Source organism: Agarivorans sp. MS3-6 (assembly GCF_054112545.1).
On the sequence record NZ_CM134202.1, the window covers coordinates 276,054 to 292,653 of the forward strand.

The following is a 16,600-nucleotide window of genomic DNA, read 5'->3' on the forward strand; positions in this document are numbered from 1 at the left end:
AATTTTCTAAGCGCTAACGCACTCAACCTGGTGTCACTGAACGCTTAGGCCGCTTCGGCAGCTTTATCTGCTTTGGCTTTCCATGGTGGCGTTAATTTATCCCAACAAGGGTTGTTCAAGGTCATGTCCATGTCGCGGGCAAAAATGGCGAAACCATCAAAGCCATGGTACGGACCCGAGTAATCCCAGCTGTGCATTTGACGGAAAGGGATCCCCATCTTCTGGAAGATGTATTTCTCTTTAACACCCGCACCAATCAAATCAGGTTTAAGTTTGTCGGCAAACGCTTCTAACTCGTAGCCTGTTACGTCATCGTAAATTAAGGTAGCGTCTTTCACTTCAGGTACGGTTTTGCTGTAGTCATCGTTATGGCCAAACTCATAACCAGCCCCTACAATTTCCATTCCTAAATCTTCATAGGCTCCGATTACATGACGAGGACGTAAGCCCCCCACATACAGCATGACTTTTTTGCCTTCTAGGCGTGGACGATACTTATCAACCACTGCTTGCCATTGGGCTTTGTAACCAGCAATCACTTCTTCAGCTTTAGCTTGAATTTTCTCATCAAATTTAGCGGCAATAGCACGAAGAGACTCTTCACACTTAGTTGGGCCAAACAAGTTGTATTCCATCCATGGCACACCATATTTTTCTTCCATGTGACGACAGATGTAGTTCATTGAGCGGTAACAGTGAACCAAGTTAAGTTTTACCGAAGGAGTGTTTTCAAGTTCAGGTAAAGTACCGTCACCAGACCACTGTGCAACTACGCGTAAACCAATTTCTTCCAACAAAATGCGTGAAGACCAAGCATCACCACCAATGTTGTAATCACCGATAATGGCGACATCGTAATCGGTTGTCGCAACTTCTTTGCCTTCCGATTTATCTAGTACGTAATCACGTAAAGTATCGTTGGCAATGTGGTGACCCAGTGATTGGCTCACCCCACGGAAACCTTCACAACGCACCGGCACAATGGTTTTGCCAATTTCAGCGCCTTTGGTTTTCGCCACGGCTTCGATGTCGTCACCGATCAAACCTACCGGACATTCAGATTGAATCGAAATACCGTTAGCTAATGGGAATAACATTTCAATTTCGTCGACCATCGTGGCCAGCTTTTTATCGCCGCCAAATACGATGTCACGCTCTTGAAAGTCTGAAGTAAAGTTCATGGTACCGAAGCTGTTTACGCCGGTGTAGCCGGTGTAGTAGTTACGACGACCTGCACGAGAGTACTGACCACAACCAACTGGACCATGAGAGATATGCACCATATCTTTAATCGGTCCCCACACTACCCCTTTTGACCCCGCGTAAGCACAACCACGTGCGGTCATTACCCCAGGCAGCGATTTGCGGTTAGCGGTAATACAACTGCCACCTTCGGTATCGTTAGCCCCTAAGTGCTTTTTACGATCGGCCTTGGCTTTCTCTGGATAGACTTCTAGCACCTCATCAATCAGCGCCTGAGTCTCTGCTTTTTTATCTGACATTGCTGCCTCCTATAGCATCAATAAGATCTCTGTTGATAAGCGCCTAAGCGGTTACTTCTTCGGCGACTTGGCCGATAATGGTTTCGTCTTCTTCATCCATGATGCCGAATTCCATTAACAACTCTTCTAACTCGTCCATGGTTACAGGCGTTGGAACAACAAATAGTTGGTTGTTGATGATTTTATTGGCTAGCGTGCGATATTCATCAGCTTGGTTACATTTAGGGTTGTACTCAATAACTGTCATACGGCGAATTTCAGCTTGCTGTACCACGTTATCGCGAGGTACAAAGTGGATCATTTGCGTGCCAATTTTGGCGGCTAGCGCTTCAATAAGCTCGTCTTCACGGTCACATTTACGTGAGTTACAAATTAGACCCGCTAGTCGAACGCTACCGGTTGCTGCGTACTTACAAATACCTTTTGAAATGTTGTTGGCCGCGTACATTGCCATCATTTCACCAGACACTACGATGTAGATCTCTTGAGCTTTGTTTTCGCGAATAGGCATGGCAAAACCACCACATACCACATCACCTAACACATCGTAGAATACAAAATCTAAGTCTTCTTCGTAGGCGCCTTCTTCTTCTAAGAAGTTAATCGCTGTAATTACACCACGACCCGCACAACCTACACCTGGCTCAGGACCGCCAGACTCAACACAACGTACGCCGCCGTAACCCACTTTTAGTACATCTTCTAACTCGATGTCTTCAACCGACCCCGCTTCAGCGGCCATTTCCATAATGGTGTTTTGCGCTTTTGCGTGTAAGATTAAGCGGGTTGAATCTGCTTTAGGGTCACAACCGATAATCATTACTTTTTTACCGGCTTCTGCTAAAGCACCCACTAAGTTTTGTGTAGTAGTAGATTTACCAATACCACCTTTTCCGTAAATTGCACATTGACGAATAGCCATAATATTTTCTTCCTTTAGCTTGATAAATAGTTCCCGAGTTAACTATTGCGAATACCAAGCCAACCATTCTAAAAACAATAAGCCATTGTTATTTAACGTTTATTTATTTCGCTACAGAAAACATGTAGTAAGCACAAACAACAAATGAAGGGCCAATGTCGTATTTGTAACAAACGCATTGGTGTAGCTTGAGAGCGAGTACAACAAGGTTTTATGGCAATCACATAGATTGGGCTATCCTCGCTAAGCCGTACACTATCGGTTGCAGCGATGACTTTTTAAAATTTCCCCTTGGCTTTACCAAGTCGGACTAATTAACTAACTTAGAAAAACCAGTTCGGTATGGCTCGCTCTTTACAGCAATACTGCCTTGATGGTGATTTATCCAAGTGGTGTGCATCAAACAAAACGACCAAGGCTGGTCAAAAAGCACAACTTGGTCGCCTGGTCTGCCTCAACAGGTTAAATATCAATTGAAAAAGGATTTTATGCATGGCTGAAAAACTGTTTAATCAACTGGCCGTATCAGCGGCAAAATCACTTGCATCAACTTTTGGCAGTAAAATCGGTGGCGTATTTACCGAGATGTTGATGGAGGAAATTGGCGTTAGTCACGATCGCTTTGACGAAGTGATCGATGAGTTAAAAGATATTCAAGCGCGCCTCGATCAAATGGATGTGCTATTACGGCAAATTAATCACAAGCTGGACTGGTTGCACAAAGATGATGTGATTGCCGACTTTAAGGCGCAAGTGGATACGTATATGCGTCGCATCCACACCGTAATTACATCAGATGACAGTGATGATGTAAAAGTCGCCAAAATTCGTAAAATGCTCGATGAGAGTGAAGCCATAGCAATTGAGACTCGCTTAACTGCTGTACACAACATGTACGTCGGAAACGATGGGGCTATAGAGGGCGGCAAAAATCTGCCAGAAACTATGTTTAACAGTAAGTGGGAAATGTTTGGGTCTTCGGCGCGTCAACAAACCATTAATGACGCGGCCAATATCGGTCTAGGAGTGTTTCGTCGCTTGGCAGACTATCAAATGAAGGGAACTGGGCTGGTATACCTTCGTCATGCTTTGGCTGAACCGACAGAGATGTCCCAAGCTAAAAGCGTGATTAGCCAGACACGGGCCAACTTGCGCGAACAGTATATTAAACTGCTAGAGGAAGCTCCTGATCTTATTGCCTATGCTATGTCCGGCTATCCATCCTACGGACCTAATGCGAACTACTCTGTGTCAATGAAAAGCATGCTTCCTGGACAATCGGCACCTTACGTTAAACCCGTACTGGGGATGTATTGGTCTGGTAAAGATGTCATGGAAGAGCAATTCGCCACGACCCCTCAAGAAATTAACCTAGTGCCAGATCCAGACCAAAAAGGGCGCTGGTATTTGCGAAGTATAGATAGTTGGAAAGCGATGTGTTTTGAAGCTAGGCAGTTTATGGTAGAGCCAGGTAACAACGCTCATACTATTAGTACCGTCGGCATAGGGGGAGGACATTCAGTTGTATTCGTTCCTGCAATTGACGCCACCTTTCATAACTTCGTAACCATGGTATTCAACGCACCTGATGCAGACCCAACACGCACGGTGATTGATATCTATACAACTACAAAACCCAATCAGTATGTTGTAGGCAGCGAAACTGAAGGCTACGCCCAACCCCAACATTTTTTTGAAGACCCGAATTGGTTTGTAAAAAGCCAATCTGGTGCCCGCAGCATGGATCGGTATAGGGTCACCGTTTTGCCCGATCATGTTGTTCCGTCGCAGGTCAAAGGCGGTGTCATCACTATAGCCGAGCCATGGGAGATAAAGGTTTGGGAAGGCAAAAGTGAAATGCTATCTAGGCTTCAGTCTAGTGGCAGCATTTGATCGCTATTTTTGATAATGACTAACGGTATATCGGGGGATATAGTGGGATGTCCCTTGTTTTTTTTAGGTATAGAATCGGCCAATGGCTCCTTGTTACCAACCCACCAGGCACTGCACCGGCCTTAGTCAAACGAGCTAGGCGAACGGCATAAGGATAATGGCAGGGCTTAGCGCCGTTCAGCCAGTCTTAGTCAGCCTCCCCTTGTTAACAGTAACAAGGTTTTGGCCCCGCCAATATCTACACCGTTATTTACTATATAAAGGCACATCGGGCTTGTTCAACACCCGAGTAAGGCGTCGGCTGCGCGACACCTATTCTTATCTGCTAAATGTATATGAAATTACACTTGTATTCTTGTCGTAGAATTTGGAAAAATTGACATGTAGCAAAAAGAAATTGCTATATACCCAACACCTTGAAATATTAAAAGCGTAGTTGCTCCTAGTAACATGGTAGGTGTAGAAGTGCCTGTAAATACATAGCCAATAATACTCTTAAATATTTCGATAATAAAAATGATCAAGCTCAGACTAATAAGATGCTTTCGATTGTTGCTAAGTACCTCTTTCACACATATTTTACCCGTACATATATAGTGAGGAATAACCAAAAAAAGGCTAAAGAGGAGCACTGTAGATACTGCATCAGAAATTTGACTCAATTGTGAAAAACCTTCATTGTCTGAAACACCAAATATATCCAGACACAACATTACCAAACAATACTTTAAGCCCCAAACAAGAAAAGTATAGGCGGTTAGCAACATACAACTTTTTGCATATATTGATTGCGTTTCAACGAAATTGGGAATTTCATTTTTTGTAACTAACAAAACACAATTGGTTAAATATATAGAGACGGCATAAAACTGAAACGCATATAAAAACCACGCAAAAAAGGCATTTTCATCCCCAAAATTAACTGCTAACGCCCAATTGCAAACTAACATAAATATCGGAACAGTAACTGCGTTAATAATTCGCTTAGGATAAAAAATAGGATACATGATACTTCCTAATAGGATTTTACTAATATTCAACAAAACCTCCGGAATACATCTAGACATAATGCTCCCCTGGTGAAAGTGTCGACCTCCTGCGTTTATCGTGGCTTAGTTAAACTAGCGCCACACTGTTAGATGCAAAGTCATAACAGAACAGCAGATTGACATGTCTACATCTAGCCGGCTGTTCATAGCACTAGACGTTCACCAAGAAACCACAGATGCCGCTTATTGTGTTGATAGTTCGAGAGATGAGCCTGTATTTCATGGCACCATTCCCAGCCACATTCGTTCTATCAATAAACTTATCAAAAAATACAAAGACTTGGCTAGTCATCTTTGTGTGGTTTATGACGCTGGGCTTTTTACATTGGGCTGCTGTTGCTGCAACACTTATCGCCCTTCAAACCAACAGCATTAGCACCGTGGTTAACTATGGAAGATAGGGAGTATCGGGCTTGTTCAACACCCGAATAAGGTGTCGGCTGCGCGACACCAATTCTTATCTATTAGATGTATTTGAACACTTTAATAATCTTTTTTCCAATGACCATCTTCCATACGAAGGAAGTGGTTGCCGAGTTTCCAGCTGAGCACTTTTTTATCGTTTTGGATGGACTTATATATGCAAGCAGGAATGATATTAAGACTATTTTTAGCAATGGCAATCCCACCTTTAACGAATTCCTGAGTTTGAGGAGTTTCATTTAATGAACGAAACTCTATATCTAATGGTGCGCGGAAATATAAATAATCTGCATCTTGTGCTTCAAGTTGATAAGTTCCTTTTGGAAGCATAACACCTGAGTTTTTTTGGTAGCCATCAAACCATACTTGAGGTTCATTAAGCGTGATCGTTTTCGATTCGTCTTCTGTAGTCACGACGACTTTCTCTTCAGATATTACAGGGTTTGTGGTTGGCAAAGCACCACACCCAAATAATAAGACAATGATTGATAAATATAAGTATCTAGTCAACGCCAATCTCCTTATATAGCTAGACATAATGCTCCCCTGATGAAAGTGTCGACCTCTTGCGTTTATCGTGGCTTAGTTAAACTAGCGCCACACTGTTAGATGCAAAGTCATAGCAAAACAGCAGATCGACATGTCTACATCTAGCAGGTTTTTCATAGCACTAGACGTTCACCAAGAAACCACAGATGCCGCTTATTGTGTTGATAGTTCGAGAGATGAGCCTGTATTTCATGGCACCATTCCCACCCACATTCGTTCTATCAATAAACTTATCAAAAAATACAAAGACTTGGCTAGTCATCTTTGTGTGGTTTATGACGCTGGGCTTTTTAGATTGGGCTGCTGTTGCTGCAACACTTATCGCCCTTCAAACCAACAGCATTAGCACCGTTGTTAACTCTAGAAGGGCGCATCGGGCTTGTTCAACACCCGAGTAAGGTGTCTACTGCGCGACACCTATTTATATCTTTTATACGCGATTAGCCCGCAACACATGAACTTGGAAGATATTCATTTGGGATCGTTGTTTTGTTTTTACCTACAGCAGACATACCATCAACAGCTTCATCATAACCGCACAACCAAGAAATGGGACTTAAAGGACTACCATCTACTACAGCCGGCCTAAATGTTAAGACTTTGCCTTGAAGAGGTTTTGCTATTTTATTTCCTAGAGTTATGTGAATAGCACCATTTATTATGGCGATACTCGTCACTCGATTTGCAATTAATTTATCTGACTGTGGGACTCTAGCTTGCATATTATCTTTTGGGAATTCAAGCTTCTCTACGTAATAGGCCGTCACATCTTCCCTTATTGTTGCAGCCATACTTAAGGCCTCAACAACCTCGCTTTTATGTACGTAACTTTGGTATTGAGGCATAGAAACAGAAGCCAAAACACCTATGATCGATACGACAACCATTAACTCTATAAGGGTAAATCCTTTATTTTTGATCATATTGCTTCTCCTAAAACAAAAATTGGTGCATAAACACTACTTACAAATTTAAAAATACAAAACACAATCAATACAGCAACAACGATATAAACCCTCCTGATGTAAGCCTCCGAGAGTAAAACTAGGTTGTTTACATTATCATTAATCAAGAGTGATAATGTCTCTGTAATTTCCATTTCATTAAAGCTTTCATTGTTAAAGTGATCAATAATGTCGTCGGAGATACCATCTTTTTTTGACTTAACAAGAAAAATAGGCAATAGAATAAGTGATATCAGTTTTTGATATTTAGTTTTAATGCCACCTGGAATCAACATGCGATATATCAGAGACTTCGAAACACCAACCTGATACTCAAACATTTTTTTAATTTTAAGATTTATTAAAATAGATATAAAAATTAAGGATGATATACCAGAAAAAATAGCACCCCAGTGATTTACAAACCAAACAAACTCTTCTGGCGCACCGAAATTAAAGCTATCAAACATTTCTAGTGCTTGCGGAACAACAAATATCATATATATACTAGACATAACAAAAAAGACTACTGCCAAGTAACCTATATAAACACCAACTCTTTTTAGTTGTGATGGCTTACAATCCAGTTCTGAAACATCTAGTTGGCTATATATTTTCAACACTTTTTCTGCATCTTCTTTTGAAAACTCTTTGCTTTGAATGGTTGAGATAATTTTCGTAATTAGATTGTTAGAATTTTTTTCTACAGAGAATTCATTAATGATCTGAGTGTTGTCCACTATTTTTATAGCCGATGTCACTTCGCTTTCACTAGAAAGCTTTCGTAGTAATTCGTTACTGTAAAATTTAAAAAAATTCCAATTCATCATACTTCCTTGATTGCTGATTGTTAGATGAGATAATAAGCGTATACCGCTCGGCTCACTGAGCAAATTTTTGAAGGCGGTTTTTGGCACAAAAGGTGACAGCGGAAATTTGGCCGTTGTAGCAATTTGTTAAGCTTCATTTGCATGTTTCTCTGCCATCCATAAAAGAATGGCTGTATCAGCCCCCCCAGCCTCAACAATTTTGTTGCCATGCAATAAAAATCCCATTCCATGCTCTTCCTCCCAGTTACAGCCCATTTCCACGCCAATGTAAGGAATATTATCTTTGCTCACTTGATGGATATTCACGGAAACGATGCCTACGACATTCTTAATGTCGCTAACGTCATTTACTTCAGGAAAATACTCCGCCATTTCTTCACCACATTCTTCTATGCAGGCGTCTTTAATAGCGGCGTAGTTAGAAAATAGCGCGTTTGTTATAGACCCTATGACTTGCCTCTGATGCGATATAAACCAATTTATAAGCTCCATTTCCGTAGAGTTTAGAGATTCATCGCCTCTACCTTCTGGCGCAAAAACTATTTTAATAGTTCCATTAGATGGTTCATCCGATGATATTGATCCATAAGGCCCGTTTCTTTCTTGGAAGCCTGACCAAGCAGGTAGCTTTACATCTGCTTGCCAGAAAAACTCGTTCCATTCGAAATTGGGATTTACTGGATTACTCACATTCTCTCCTTGAAACTTAGACATAATGATCCCTGGTGAAAGTATCGACCTCTTGCGTTTATCGTGGGTTGGTCAAACTAGAACCTCACAGTTAGATGCAAGTCATAGCAGAACAGCAGATCGACATGTCTACATCTAGCAGGTTTTTCATAGGACTAGACGTTCACCAAGAAACCACAGATGTCGCTTATTGTGTTGATAATTCGAGAGATGAGCCTGTGTTCCATAGCACCATCCCCACCCATACTCGCTCTATCAACAAACTTATCAAAAAACACAAAGGCTTGGCTAGTCATCTTTGTGTGGTTTATGACGCTGGGCTTTTTACATTGGGCTGCTGTTGCTTCAATACTTATCGCGATCCAAACCAACAGCTTTAGCACCGTGGTTAACTCTAGAAGGGAGCATCGGGCTTGTTCAACACCCGAGTAAGGTGTCTACTGCGCGACACCTATTCTTATTCGTTATAAGTGCCGTTGGTGAGCAGGTATTTTTCCTACTTTCAGTAACGTCGTAATCTGCTCTGAATAATCTAGTGCGGCTTTAATTATGAGTGCCGTAACTCCAAACTCATGCTGCTGAACCTCAAAACATTCGATCATCTGACTCAACTGTTCATCTGAATAATCTTTTGAGCTATGTAAGCGACGCAATTCAGATACTGATAGATTAGAAATATACTCGACTTCAATCTCAAACACATCATCCAATCTAGCTGGCACCATTACCTTCATTGGTTTTGTGCCTAACATGCTACGAGAAAGATGAATATTATAATTTCGTAGTAGCTTAAAAATATGAAGTATTGGATTCTGGGACTTATAAAGTTGGTAGTCCGAGAATGCTAAAGCAAGGTAAGATTGCTTGATATAGTCTTCTATACTAATAAGCTCACATAGCGCTGCTCGAATACAAGCTACATCTTTAGCTTCACGGGTTATATTTGCTTTTACTGGCTTATCACCAACCATTACAGACATATAAATGACACTACAGAAACGGTCATAAAGATCGCTATATTTTTTTAGATCATCGTGGGGTTGAGGGACTAAACAATATCCTGTTTCAACTTTTGTGCATTTCTCAAAGTCTAATTTCATCAGTTATTCCTAAAGCACTTATAACGCTAAGTAGGAAGCACGTGCTTCCTATCCCATTCAATGAGCACGCTTCCTATCACAGAACGTGTGAGCTAGCGCGAAGTCGCCCGGCTATTCATGCTCTATCTTTAACTTATTGTCTACTTTGAGTTTTTCTTTTAATTTTATCAATAGTGAGAGTTCAAATTTTGATGGCTGTTTTGACAAAAGCAGCGTAAAAAAGCCGCACCGCTTTATATTCATACCGCTAAAACGTGCGCAAAGCCTAAATGGTAATTTCTCGATGTGTTTTCCACCTGAAGGCCTTGCCAAAGCGTGTTAGAAAACCGCCACCTGCTTAGCCAAAAGCAACATGCCTTGTCGTTTGCCAACATGGCTTGAGTAAATAAATGCTAGATGATGGCTACCGATTTAAGCTGTAACCATACGCTTTGGCCACATTTTAATGCCAGCAAGGCAGTGGAGTATTCTGAGATAAGTGCCTGTAACAATTGCCCTGACGCTAAGCGCGATGTCACTAAGCATTCGCCGTCTTTTAGCCCTTTATCAATGCTTTGCACCATGGCTGGCAGGACATTAACTATTGAGCTAAGGTCAGGTTTAGTGTTACACAGGCTAACATCGCGAGCGTTCACTCTGCAACGCACGGTTTCCCCTATGCGCCAATGTTGCCCCGCGACATAAATCAATAAGCCTTGTACACGTAAGGTAGATAAACCAAGCCTGTCTTTAGCGACCACTTGCCCTGTTAGTAGGGTGTTAGCTTGCCCACCAAACAACAGCCCGGCGCGTTTGTCTAACATAAGCTCATTAAGCTTGCCCGCCAGCGCCACCTTTCCTTGATTAAGCATCACCACATAATCTGCCAAACTGGCGACCTCTTCTAGGGCATGGCTTACGTACACAACGGGAATAGACAAGTGTTGATGCAAGCGCTCTAAATAGGGCATGATTTCTTGTTTTAACTTAAGATCTAAGGCCGATAAGGGTTCGTCCATCAATAGCAGTTTGGGAGAGGTCAGCAACGCTCTAGCAATGGCGACGCGTTGCCGTTCGCCGCCTGATAAAGAGGCTGTATTGCGTGATAATAAGCCGGTGATCCCTAACAGTTGGCAAGTTTCTTCTGGTGTCACTTTGCGTTTATTAGCCGCTATACGGCGGTATCCAAACAACAGGTTTTGTTTTACATTTAAATGTGAAAACAAACTGGCCTCTTGAAATACATAGCCAATGTCTCGTTGGTGGCTAGGGCGCCATATGTGGTGGGGTTCGTCTTGCCAAACGTCACCATTGATTGACACATAACTATTGGCTAAGCGCTCTAGCCCCGCCATGGCCCGTAAGCAAGTCGTTTTACCCGAGCCCGAAGGCCCAAACAACATGGTAACGCCTCGACAAGGTATGTTGATGTTAACATCGAGGCAAAAATCACCTCTATTTGCCTGCAAATTTAGCTGTATGCTCATGCCATTACCTTTCTTCTGGCTAAATCGTTCAAGCTGTAAATAAGCAGTAAGGCGATAAATGAAAACACCAGCATGGCGCCAGCTAGCCAATGCGCTTGGCTGTATTCTAAGGCTTCTACATGGTTATAAATTTCTATCGACATCACTCTGGTTTGACCGGCAATGTTGCCACCTATCATTAGCACTACACCAAACTCGCCAATGGTGTGACAAAAACCAAGAATGGCAGCGGCAAAAAAACCGGGCCTCGCTAATGGAAAAGCCACCTGCCAAAACACCACTAAGGGGCTAGCGCGTAATGTAGAGGCCACTTCTAAAGGTCGTTTACCCATTGCCTCAAAGGCGTTTTGCATGGGTTGAACCACAAACGGCAAGGTATGCACCACACAGGCAATCACAATGCCGCTAAACGTAAACGGTAAATGTCCAAACCCAACACTGTCTGATAAGCGCCCTACTGCGCCATTGGGCCCTAGTAATAACAACAAGTAAAAGCCCAACACCGTGGGCGGCAATACCAGTGGCAATGCAAATATGGCACCTACCAGCGGTTTAAATGCCGATCTCGTTTGCGACATCCACCACGCTAAAGGCGTGGCGATAAATAGCAGTACAGTGGTGACAACCACCGCCAATTTTAAGGTTAACCAAACCACCATTAAATCGGGCATTTACCTCTCCTTGTTACGCCGCAGCTATACCTATATTTAGCGATTTACCCATCCACCATGTGCTTAGCGGCAACTCGTTTGATCTTTTTCTAGCCTCAGTGCACCGCATAACCATAAGCGCGGATCAGCGCGACCACGCTGGGCGACTGCAGATAGGCTAAAAATTCACGCGCCACGGGCTTATGCTCAGCCACCTTAAGTAACACCGCATCTTGCAAAATAGCTGGGTAATAGTGGCTTGGTACAACCCACGCCGAACCGCGTGAGATAGTTTGCTCGCTATATACTTGCGACAGAGCAATAAAACCCAAGGTTGCCGCGCCCGAGCTAAGCTGTTGAAATGTTTGGCTCACCGACTGCCCTTCTACCAGTTTGTTAGCCAATGTTGAGTAACAACCAAGCTGCTTAAGCACCGCTATAGCGGCGGCGCCGTAGGGCGAAATTTTAGGGTTGGCAATGGCTACATGTTGTATCTGTGCCTTAGTGAGTACCTTAGGGCTTTGCGCGATAAGCTGTGTGTTGGCAGACCACAGCACCAGCTTGCCCTGAGCATAAGTAAATTGACTATCAGCCAGCGCTAAACCGGCAGCCACCAGCTTGCCGGGGCGGGTATTGTCGGCCGCTATAAACACCTCAAACGGCGCACCATTAATGATTTGCGCATACAATTTGCCGGTAGATCCCGCCGAAAGCTGAATGCTATGACCAGTCTCTTTTTCAAATTGCGCCGCTATGGCCAGTAAGGGTTTATAAAAGTTAGCAGCCACGGCAACGCGTAACTCTTCGGCCAAGGCTTGGCTGGGTATTATTAGCCACAGAATTAGCAGTAACAATGAGTATTGACTATGCATGCTTAACCACTCCTTGGGGTCACTGTTAATAACAACAAACAATCACTGAAGAAGCTGAAAAGCTAACAGTAACCTGGCTCGATTCTGCTAAGGCTAAGCTTGCTACGGTTTCGCAAGGCACCACCGCTGCCAGCGTTTTTTGTCCGGCAATCGTCATGCTGATGTCGTCACATACCGCGCCTTTAGTGATCCGCGCTACCTTTGCTAATAATTGGTTATTGGTGAATAGTTGATGTTGATTGGGCGGTTGAACCATCATATGAGAGGCTTTTATCAGACACAAAACCTGACTACCAACCGCTATAGATAAGGGGCTTAAAGACTCACAACTAATCATTGCCACGATAATTACCCCTTCTGAAACTTCTACCTTCACTAGGCTGTTTACCGCGCCTAAACTAATCGCTACCACTGTGCCAGCGAGTTGGTTTCGGGCACTGCTGCGCACGCTCATTCGGCGCAGCAATTGGCGATATTGGGCAACGTGTAAATCGTCTTCACTAAGGGGGGCGTGTAACTTGGGTTCTAGCTGCTGATAGGCTTGTTGGTATTCTTGGTCTAAAGCTTTATACAATGCGACTAAACGCAAGGCATAGCGGGTTAGGCTAGTCCCCCCACCCTGTTTACCGCCACTGTGTTTAACCACTAGCGGCCGATCAGCTAAGTTGTTCATGGCATCTAAAGCGTCCCAAGCCGCCTTATAAGACATTGGCAATGCGCGTGCTGCCGCACTTAAAGAACCATGCTGATGAATCGCATCTAACAGCTTTATTCTATGGTCACTAAGAAATGGCGCTAACTGGCTGCGGGCAATATTGCCATGACCCGCAGCGGTATGATGACTAGATTTAATTTTACCCACTGTATACCGTCCTATATAACGCCGCTTGGTCAGCTATTTATCCCGCTACTATTAGCAAGGCTTACAAAATAACCGCTTTAATGAACTCAATTGCAAATCTAGAGCCAAGCCAGTAACACGCTAGAAGCCGCTAAAATAAGGGGCTTGCATTAAATACCAGAGAATGGGGTTTGTTACTTAGGCAACAACTGTCGTTATATTGTCAGCTATATAACGAGGCTATATTGGCTCCTCAGACAGCTTGCGTGCTATATACATATTGCTCAAACTATATGGGGCTATTTATCGGCTTTAGCCAGATAATGTACTAAATCCGTTGTTATTTAAGGGGCTTACTGTACCCTTGAGCCTCATTCCCGTTTTGTCATTTATCGCCAGATAGCTGGCTCAGCGCCAACATTAGGCAGCTCGATGACACCGCTTCGTTATAATTACCAAACTGTAGAATTTGGTAAAACTGATATTCATCTTTGTACTTTACGAGATAACCAGCAATTTTCTGATCCCGACGATATTGCCAAAAAACTCGGTATATCCTCAGCATCATGGCCAATATTTGGCATCATTTATCCCTCAAGTTTAGTGCTGGCGCATTACATTTCAGATTACCAAATAGCGAATAAACGAATATTGGAAGTGGGTTGTGGTATGGCTTTATCTAGCTTGCTGCTTAACAAACGTCACGCCGATATTACGGCTACCGACTACCACCCTGAAGTGGGCAAGTTTTTACTGCGAAATACCACCCTAAACCAAGATAGCCCTATCACTTATGAACGAACCGGTTGGGCCGACAGCAACGACGATTTAGGACAGTTTGACCTAATTATTGGCAGTGATTTACTGTATGAAGACGAACATATCAATTTGCTTGCATCTTTTATCGAAGCGCACGCTAAGCCTAACTGTGAGGTGATATTGGTTGACCCAGGGCGAGGCAGAAAAAACAAAATAAGCAAAAAAATGATAGATTTTGGCTTTAGCTCAGACCATATAAAGCCAACACTAACCGCCTATCTAGAAAACGAATTTAAAGGCCATATTTTAAAATTTAAACGTTAGGCTCTCCAGCCCGCGCCGCCAGCGTGGGCTGGGCTGTATAGCCTCACGCTGTTTTCGCCCGCTAAAATCGCTATCAACCAAGCAAACTGTTAACCCCTTTTCATCTCCCTACTTAGCGGTGTGCCTTTTTAGCAATAAATTCAATTTGATAAGCGCCTAAGTGTTGATACTCAATGTCATTTAGGCAATCAAACGCTAACTCTAACACCCCCGCATACGACCCTGTGATTAATGCCTGACCCGCCCTAAAACTTACCCCACGTTTAGACATGTAATTGATTAACCAATAAATGGGGCTAACAGGATTTTGATTAGGGTGTTTACCGTCATATAATTGGGTGGCATCACCCTGAGTGATACTTAAATTGATGAGGCTAGCAGCCAACGCTTTTTGTTTGTCTAACTTGGGGCCTAAAAATAAGCCTTGGTTTACTAATCCATCCGCTAGTACTTCAAAAAAACTCGCCTGTTCGCTATCGGCAAAGCGGCGCTGAATCAGCTCTAATGCCATGTGACAATCACCAATAGCATCGTTAATTTGCGCTTCGCTATAATCATCGGTTTGGGCCGGTAAATCTTTAGCCAGTACAAACGCAATTTCAGGCTCTACCTTGGCAACACCTGTATCGGCCATTAACTCACACTGGCGACCACTTTGTATATCATCGGCAAAAATCGGTGCCACTATCAGTTTGTCTGCAGCAATCGGTAATAAACACTTCCAACCGCCTACGCTATCTTGGCGTAATTCAGCCATGGCCGCTTGTATACCTAGTGCGTCATCTATCGATTTGGGTCGTAACTCAGGCTTTAGGCGCGGTACATTTAAGCTAGTATTACGATTTTTAAGCAACACCGCTGCCGCGTGTAGGCAAATGTCTTTATTCATAATAAAATACTACTAATATAGTAAGGAATTAGTATCATACCTAGATATCAACCATTTAACTACGACTTATCTGTGGTTACAGCCTCCTAATACACGTTAGCAGGCCCCTACTGTTAGGCACCTTAAACTCACCAGTAGGCTAATAAAAAACGTTAATTTTAGCTTTTGACTAAACCACTTGCTATGTACACTACCATTTTGCTGATTGCCAATGGAACCACCATGGATTTGTCTGTTCTATTAATATTTATCCCTACCTTCTTTTTTGTTTCGATAACGCCAGGCATGTGTATGACCTTAGCCATGACCCTGGGCATGACCATTGGCTTACGCCGTACTTTTTGGATGATGCTTGGAGAGATGGTAGGTGTGGGCATTGTGGCGATTCTCGCTGTACTCGGGGTTGCGGCAGTAATGCTTCGCTACCCAGATATTTTCATTGTATTTAAGTGGATGGGTGGCGCCTACCTCGCTTATCTAGGAATTCAGATGTGGCGCTCTAGAGGCAAAATGGCCATACCGGATAAAATTGCTGAACATGTACAAGTTAACCGTTGGCAATTAGCCATTCAAGGCTTTGTTACCGCTATTGCCAACCCAAAAGGTTGGGCGTTTATGATCTCCCTACTACCGCCATTTATTCAAGCCGACCAATCAATTGGTCTGCAGCTTAGTCTATTGGTGAGTATCATTTTAGTATCTGAGTTTGTCTGTATGACACTGTATGCCACGGGCGGTAAAACGCTGCGGGTATTTTTGAACAAAAGTGGTAACGTGCGTTTACTCAACCGTATTTCGGGTAGCTTAATGATTGGCGTAGGCGCTTGGTTAATCTCTAGCTAATCTCACCCATTAATCTAACAAAAAACCAGCTAAGGCTGGTTTTTTAGGGTGAGT

General features: G+C 43.1%; 18 protein-coding genes. 5 read left to right on the top strand and 13 right to left on the bottom strand.

Annotation, left to right across the window (positions count from 1 at the left end; translation table 11 throughout):
* Nucleotides 1-44: 44 nt before the first annotated feature.
* Together nifD and nifH are read right to left on the bottom strand one after the other, a co-directional pair.
* Complete coding sequence (nifD, locus tag ACVFI8_RS01330; protein ID WP_457872815.1) at nucleotides 45-1,502, bottom strand: nitrogenase molybdenum-iron protein alpha chain; 1,458 nt, start codon at nucleotides 1,500-1,502, stop codon at nucleotides 45-47.
* Between the two features lie 43 nt (nucleotides 1,503-1,545).
* Nucleotides 1,546-2,424 carry a nitrogenase iron protein gene (gene nifH / locus ACVFI8_RS01335; protein WP_248715232.1) on the bottom strand — a complete coding sequence of 293 codons (879 nt, stop codon included), beginning with the start codon at nucleotides 2,422-2,424 and terminating at the stop codon, nucleotides 1,546-1,548.
* 492 nt (nucleotides 2,425-2,916) lie between these two features.
* On the opposite strand from nifH, the gene ACVFI8_RS01340 reads away from it, so the two are divergent.
* Nucleotides 2,917-4,317 carry a hypothetical protein gene (locus ACVFI8_RS01340; RefSeq protein ID WP_248715231.1) on the top strand — a complete coding sequence of 467 codons (1,401 nt, stop codon included), beginning with the start codon at nucleotides 2,917-2,919 and terminating at the stop codon, nucleotides 4,315-4,317.
* Nucleotides 4,318-4,658: 341 nt separating this feature from the next.
* On the opposite strand, the gene ACVFI8_RS01345 is transcribed toward ACVFI8_RS01340, so the two are convergent.
* The gene (locus ACVFI8_RS01345; RefSeq protein ID WP_457872816.1) at nucleotides 4,659-5,324 is read right to left on the bottom strand and encodes a hypothetical protein; all 666 of its coding nucleotides are present in this window, start codon (nucleotides 5,322-5,324) and stop codon (nucleotides 4,659-4,661) included.
* 163 nt (nucleotides 5,325-5,487) lie between these two features.
* Between ACVFI8_RS01345 and ACVFI8_RS01350 the strand changes: the two genes are divergently transcribed.
* Complete coding sequence (locus ACVFI8_RS01350) at nucleotides 5,488-5,742, top strand: hypothetical protein (RefSeq protein WP_457872817.1); 255 nt, start codon at nucleotides 5,488-5,490, stop codon at nucleotides 5,740-5,742.
* 107 nt (nucleotides 5,743-5,849) lie between these two features.
* Here ACVFI8_RS01350 and ACVFI8_RS01355 read toward each other — a convergent pair whose 3' ends face one another.
* On the bottom strand, nucleotides 5,850-6,326 hold the full coding sequence (locus ACVFI8_RS01355; RefSeq protein ID WP_457872818.1) for a hypothetical protein: 477 nt from the start codon (nucleotides 6,324-6,326) through the stop codon (nucleotides 5,850-5,852).
* A gap of 103 nt (nucleotides 6,327-6,429) precedes the next feature.
* Between ACVFI8_RS01355 and ACVFI8_RS01360 the strand changes: the two genes are divergently transcribed.
* Nucleotides 6,430-6,684, top strand: coding sequence for a hypothetical protein (locus ACVFI8_RS01360; protein WP_457872819.1), 255 nt, complete (start codon nucleotides 6,430-6,432; stop codon nucleotides 6,682-6,684).
* A 94-nt stretch (nucleotides 6,685-6,778) separates the two neighbouring features.
* Here ACVFI8_RS01360 and ACVFI8_RS01365 read toward each other — a convergent pair whose 3' ends face one another.
* The 8 genes from ACVFI8_RS01365 to ACVFI8_RS01400 all read right to left on the bottom strand — a co-directional run bounded on the left by ACVFI8_RS01365 (nucleotide 6,779) and on the right by ACVFI8_RS01400 (nucleotide 13,752).
* Nucleotides 6,779-7,261 (bottom strand): pilin, encoded by a 483-nt coding sequence (locus ACVFI8_RS01365; RefSeq protein ID WP_457872820.1) that lies wholly within the window; start codon nucleotides 7,259-7,261, stop codon nucleotides 6,779-6,781.
* Complete coding sequence (locus tag ACVFI8_RS01370) at nucleotides 7,258-8,112, bottom strand: hypothetical protein (RefSeq protein ID WP_457872821.1); 855 nt, start codon at nucleotides 8,110-8,112, stop codon at nucleotides 7,258-7,260. Before ACVFI8_RS01370 ends, ACVFI8_RS01365 begins: the two co-directional genes overlap by 4 nt.
* Nucleotides 8,113-8,238: 126 nt before the next feature.
* The gene (locus tag ACVFI8_RS01375) at nucleotides 8,239-8,802 is read right to left on the bottom strand and encodes a DUF6985 domain-containing protein (protein WP_457872822.1); all 564 of its coding nucleotides are present in this window, start codon (nucleotides 8,800-8,802) and stop codon (nucleotides 8,239-8,241) included.
* A 464-nt stretch (nucleotides 8,803-9,266) separates the two neighbouring features.
* On the bottom strand, nucleotides 9,267-9,902 hold the full coding sequence (locus ACVFI8_RS01380; protein WP_457872823.1) for a hypothetical protein: 636 nt from the start codon (nucleotides 9,900-9,902) through the stop codon (nucleotides 9,267-9,269).
* Nucleotides 9,903-10,294: 392 nt separating this feature from the next.
* The gene (gene modC, locus ACVFI8_RS01385; protein WP_248715227.1) at nucleotides 10,295-11,368 is read right to left on the bottom strand and encodes a molybdenum ABC transporter ATP-binding protein; all 1,074 of its coding nucleotides are present in this window, start codon (nucleotides 11,366-11,368) and stop codon (nucleotides 10,295-10,297) included.
* Nucleotides 11,365-12,039, bottom strand: a complete 675-nt coding sequence (gene modB, locus ACVFI8_RS01390; protein WP_457872824.1) for a molybdate ABC transporter permease subunit — start codon at nucleotides 12,037-12,039, stop codon at nucleotides 11,365-11,367. The genes modC and modB overlap by 4 nt, the downstream gene beginning before the upstream one ends.
* A 95-nt stretch (nucleotides 12,040-12,134) precedes the next feature.
* On the bottom strand, nucleotides 12,135-12,890 hold the full coding sequence (modA, locus tag ACVFI8_RS01395) for a molybdate ABC transporter substrate-binding protein (protein ID WP_248715225.1): 756 nt from the start codon (nucleotides 12,888-12,890) through the stop codon (nucleotides 12,135-12,137).
* A gap of 25 nt (nucleotides 12,891-12,915) precedes the next feature.
* Nucleotides 12,916-13,752 (bottom strand): TOBE domain-containing protein, encoded by an 837-nt coding sequence (locus ACVFI8_RS01400; protein ID WP_457872825.1) that lies wholly within the window; start codon nucleotides 13,750-13,752, stop codon nucleotides 12,916-12,918.
* A 411-nt stretch (nucleotides 13,753-14,163) separates the two neighbouring features.
* Here ACVFI8_RS01400 and ACVFI8_RS01405 point away from each other — a divergent pair, with 411 nt between their 5' ends.
* The gene (locus tag ACVFI8_RS01405) at nucleotides 14,164-14,814 is read left to right on the top strand and encodes a class I SAM-dependent methyltransferase (protein WP_457872826.1); all 651 of its coding nucleotides are present in this window, start codon (nucleotides 14,164-14,166) and stop codon (nucleotides 14,812-14,814) included.
* A 112-nt stretch (nucleotides 14,815-14,926) separates the two neighbouring features.
* On the opposite strand, the gene ACVFI8_RS01410 is transcribed toward ACVFI8_RS01405, so the two are convergent.
* Nucleotides 14,927-15,703 (bottom strand): fumarylacetoacetate hydrolase family protein, encoded by a 777-nt coding sequence (locus ACVFI8_RS01410; protein ID WP_457872827.1) that lies wholly within the window; start codon nucleotides 15,701-15,703, stop codon nucleotides 14,927-14,929.
* A 222-nt stretch (nucleotides 15,704-15,925) separates the two neighbouring features.
* Between ACVFI8_RS01410 and ACVFI8_RS01415 the strand changes: the two genes are divergently transcribed.
* Nucleotides 15,926-16,546, top strand: a complete 621-nt coding sequence (locus tag ACVFI8_RS01415) for a LysE family translocator (protein ID WP_457872828.1) — start codon at nucleotides 15,926-15,928, stop codon at nucleotides 16,544-16,546.
* Nucleotides 16,547-16,600: the final 54 nt, after the last annotated feature.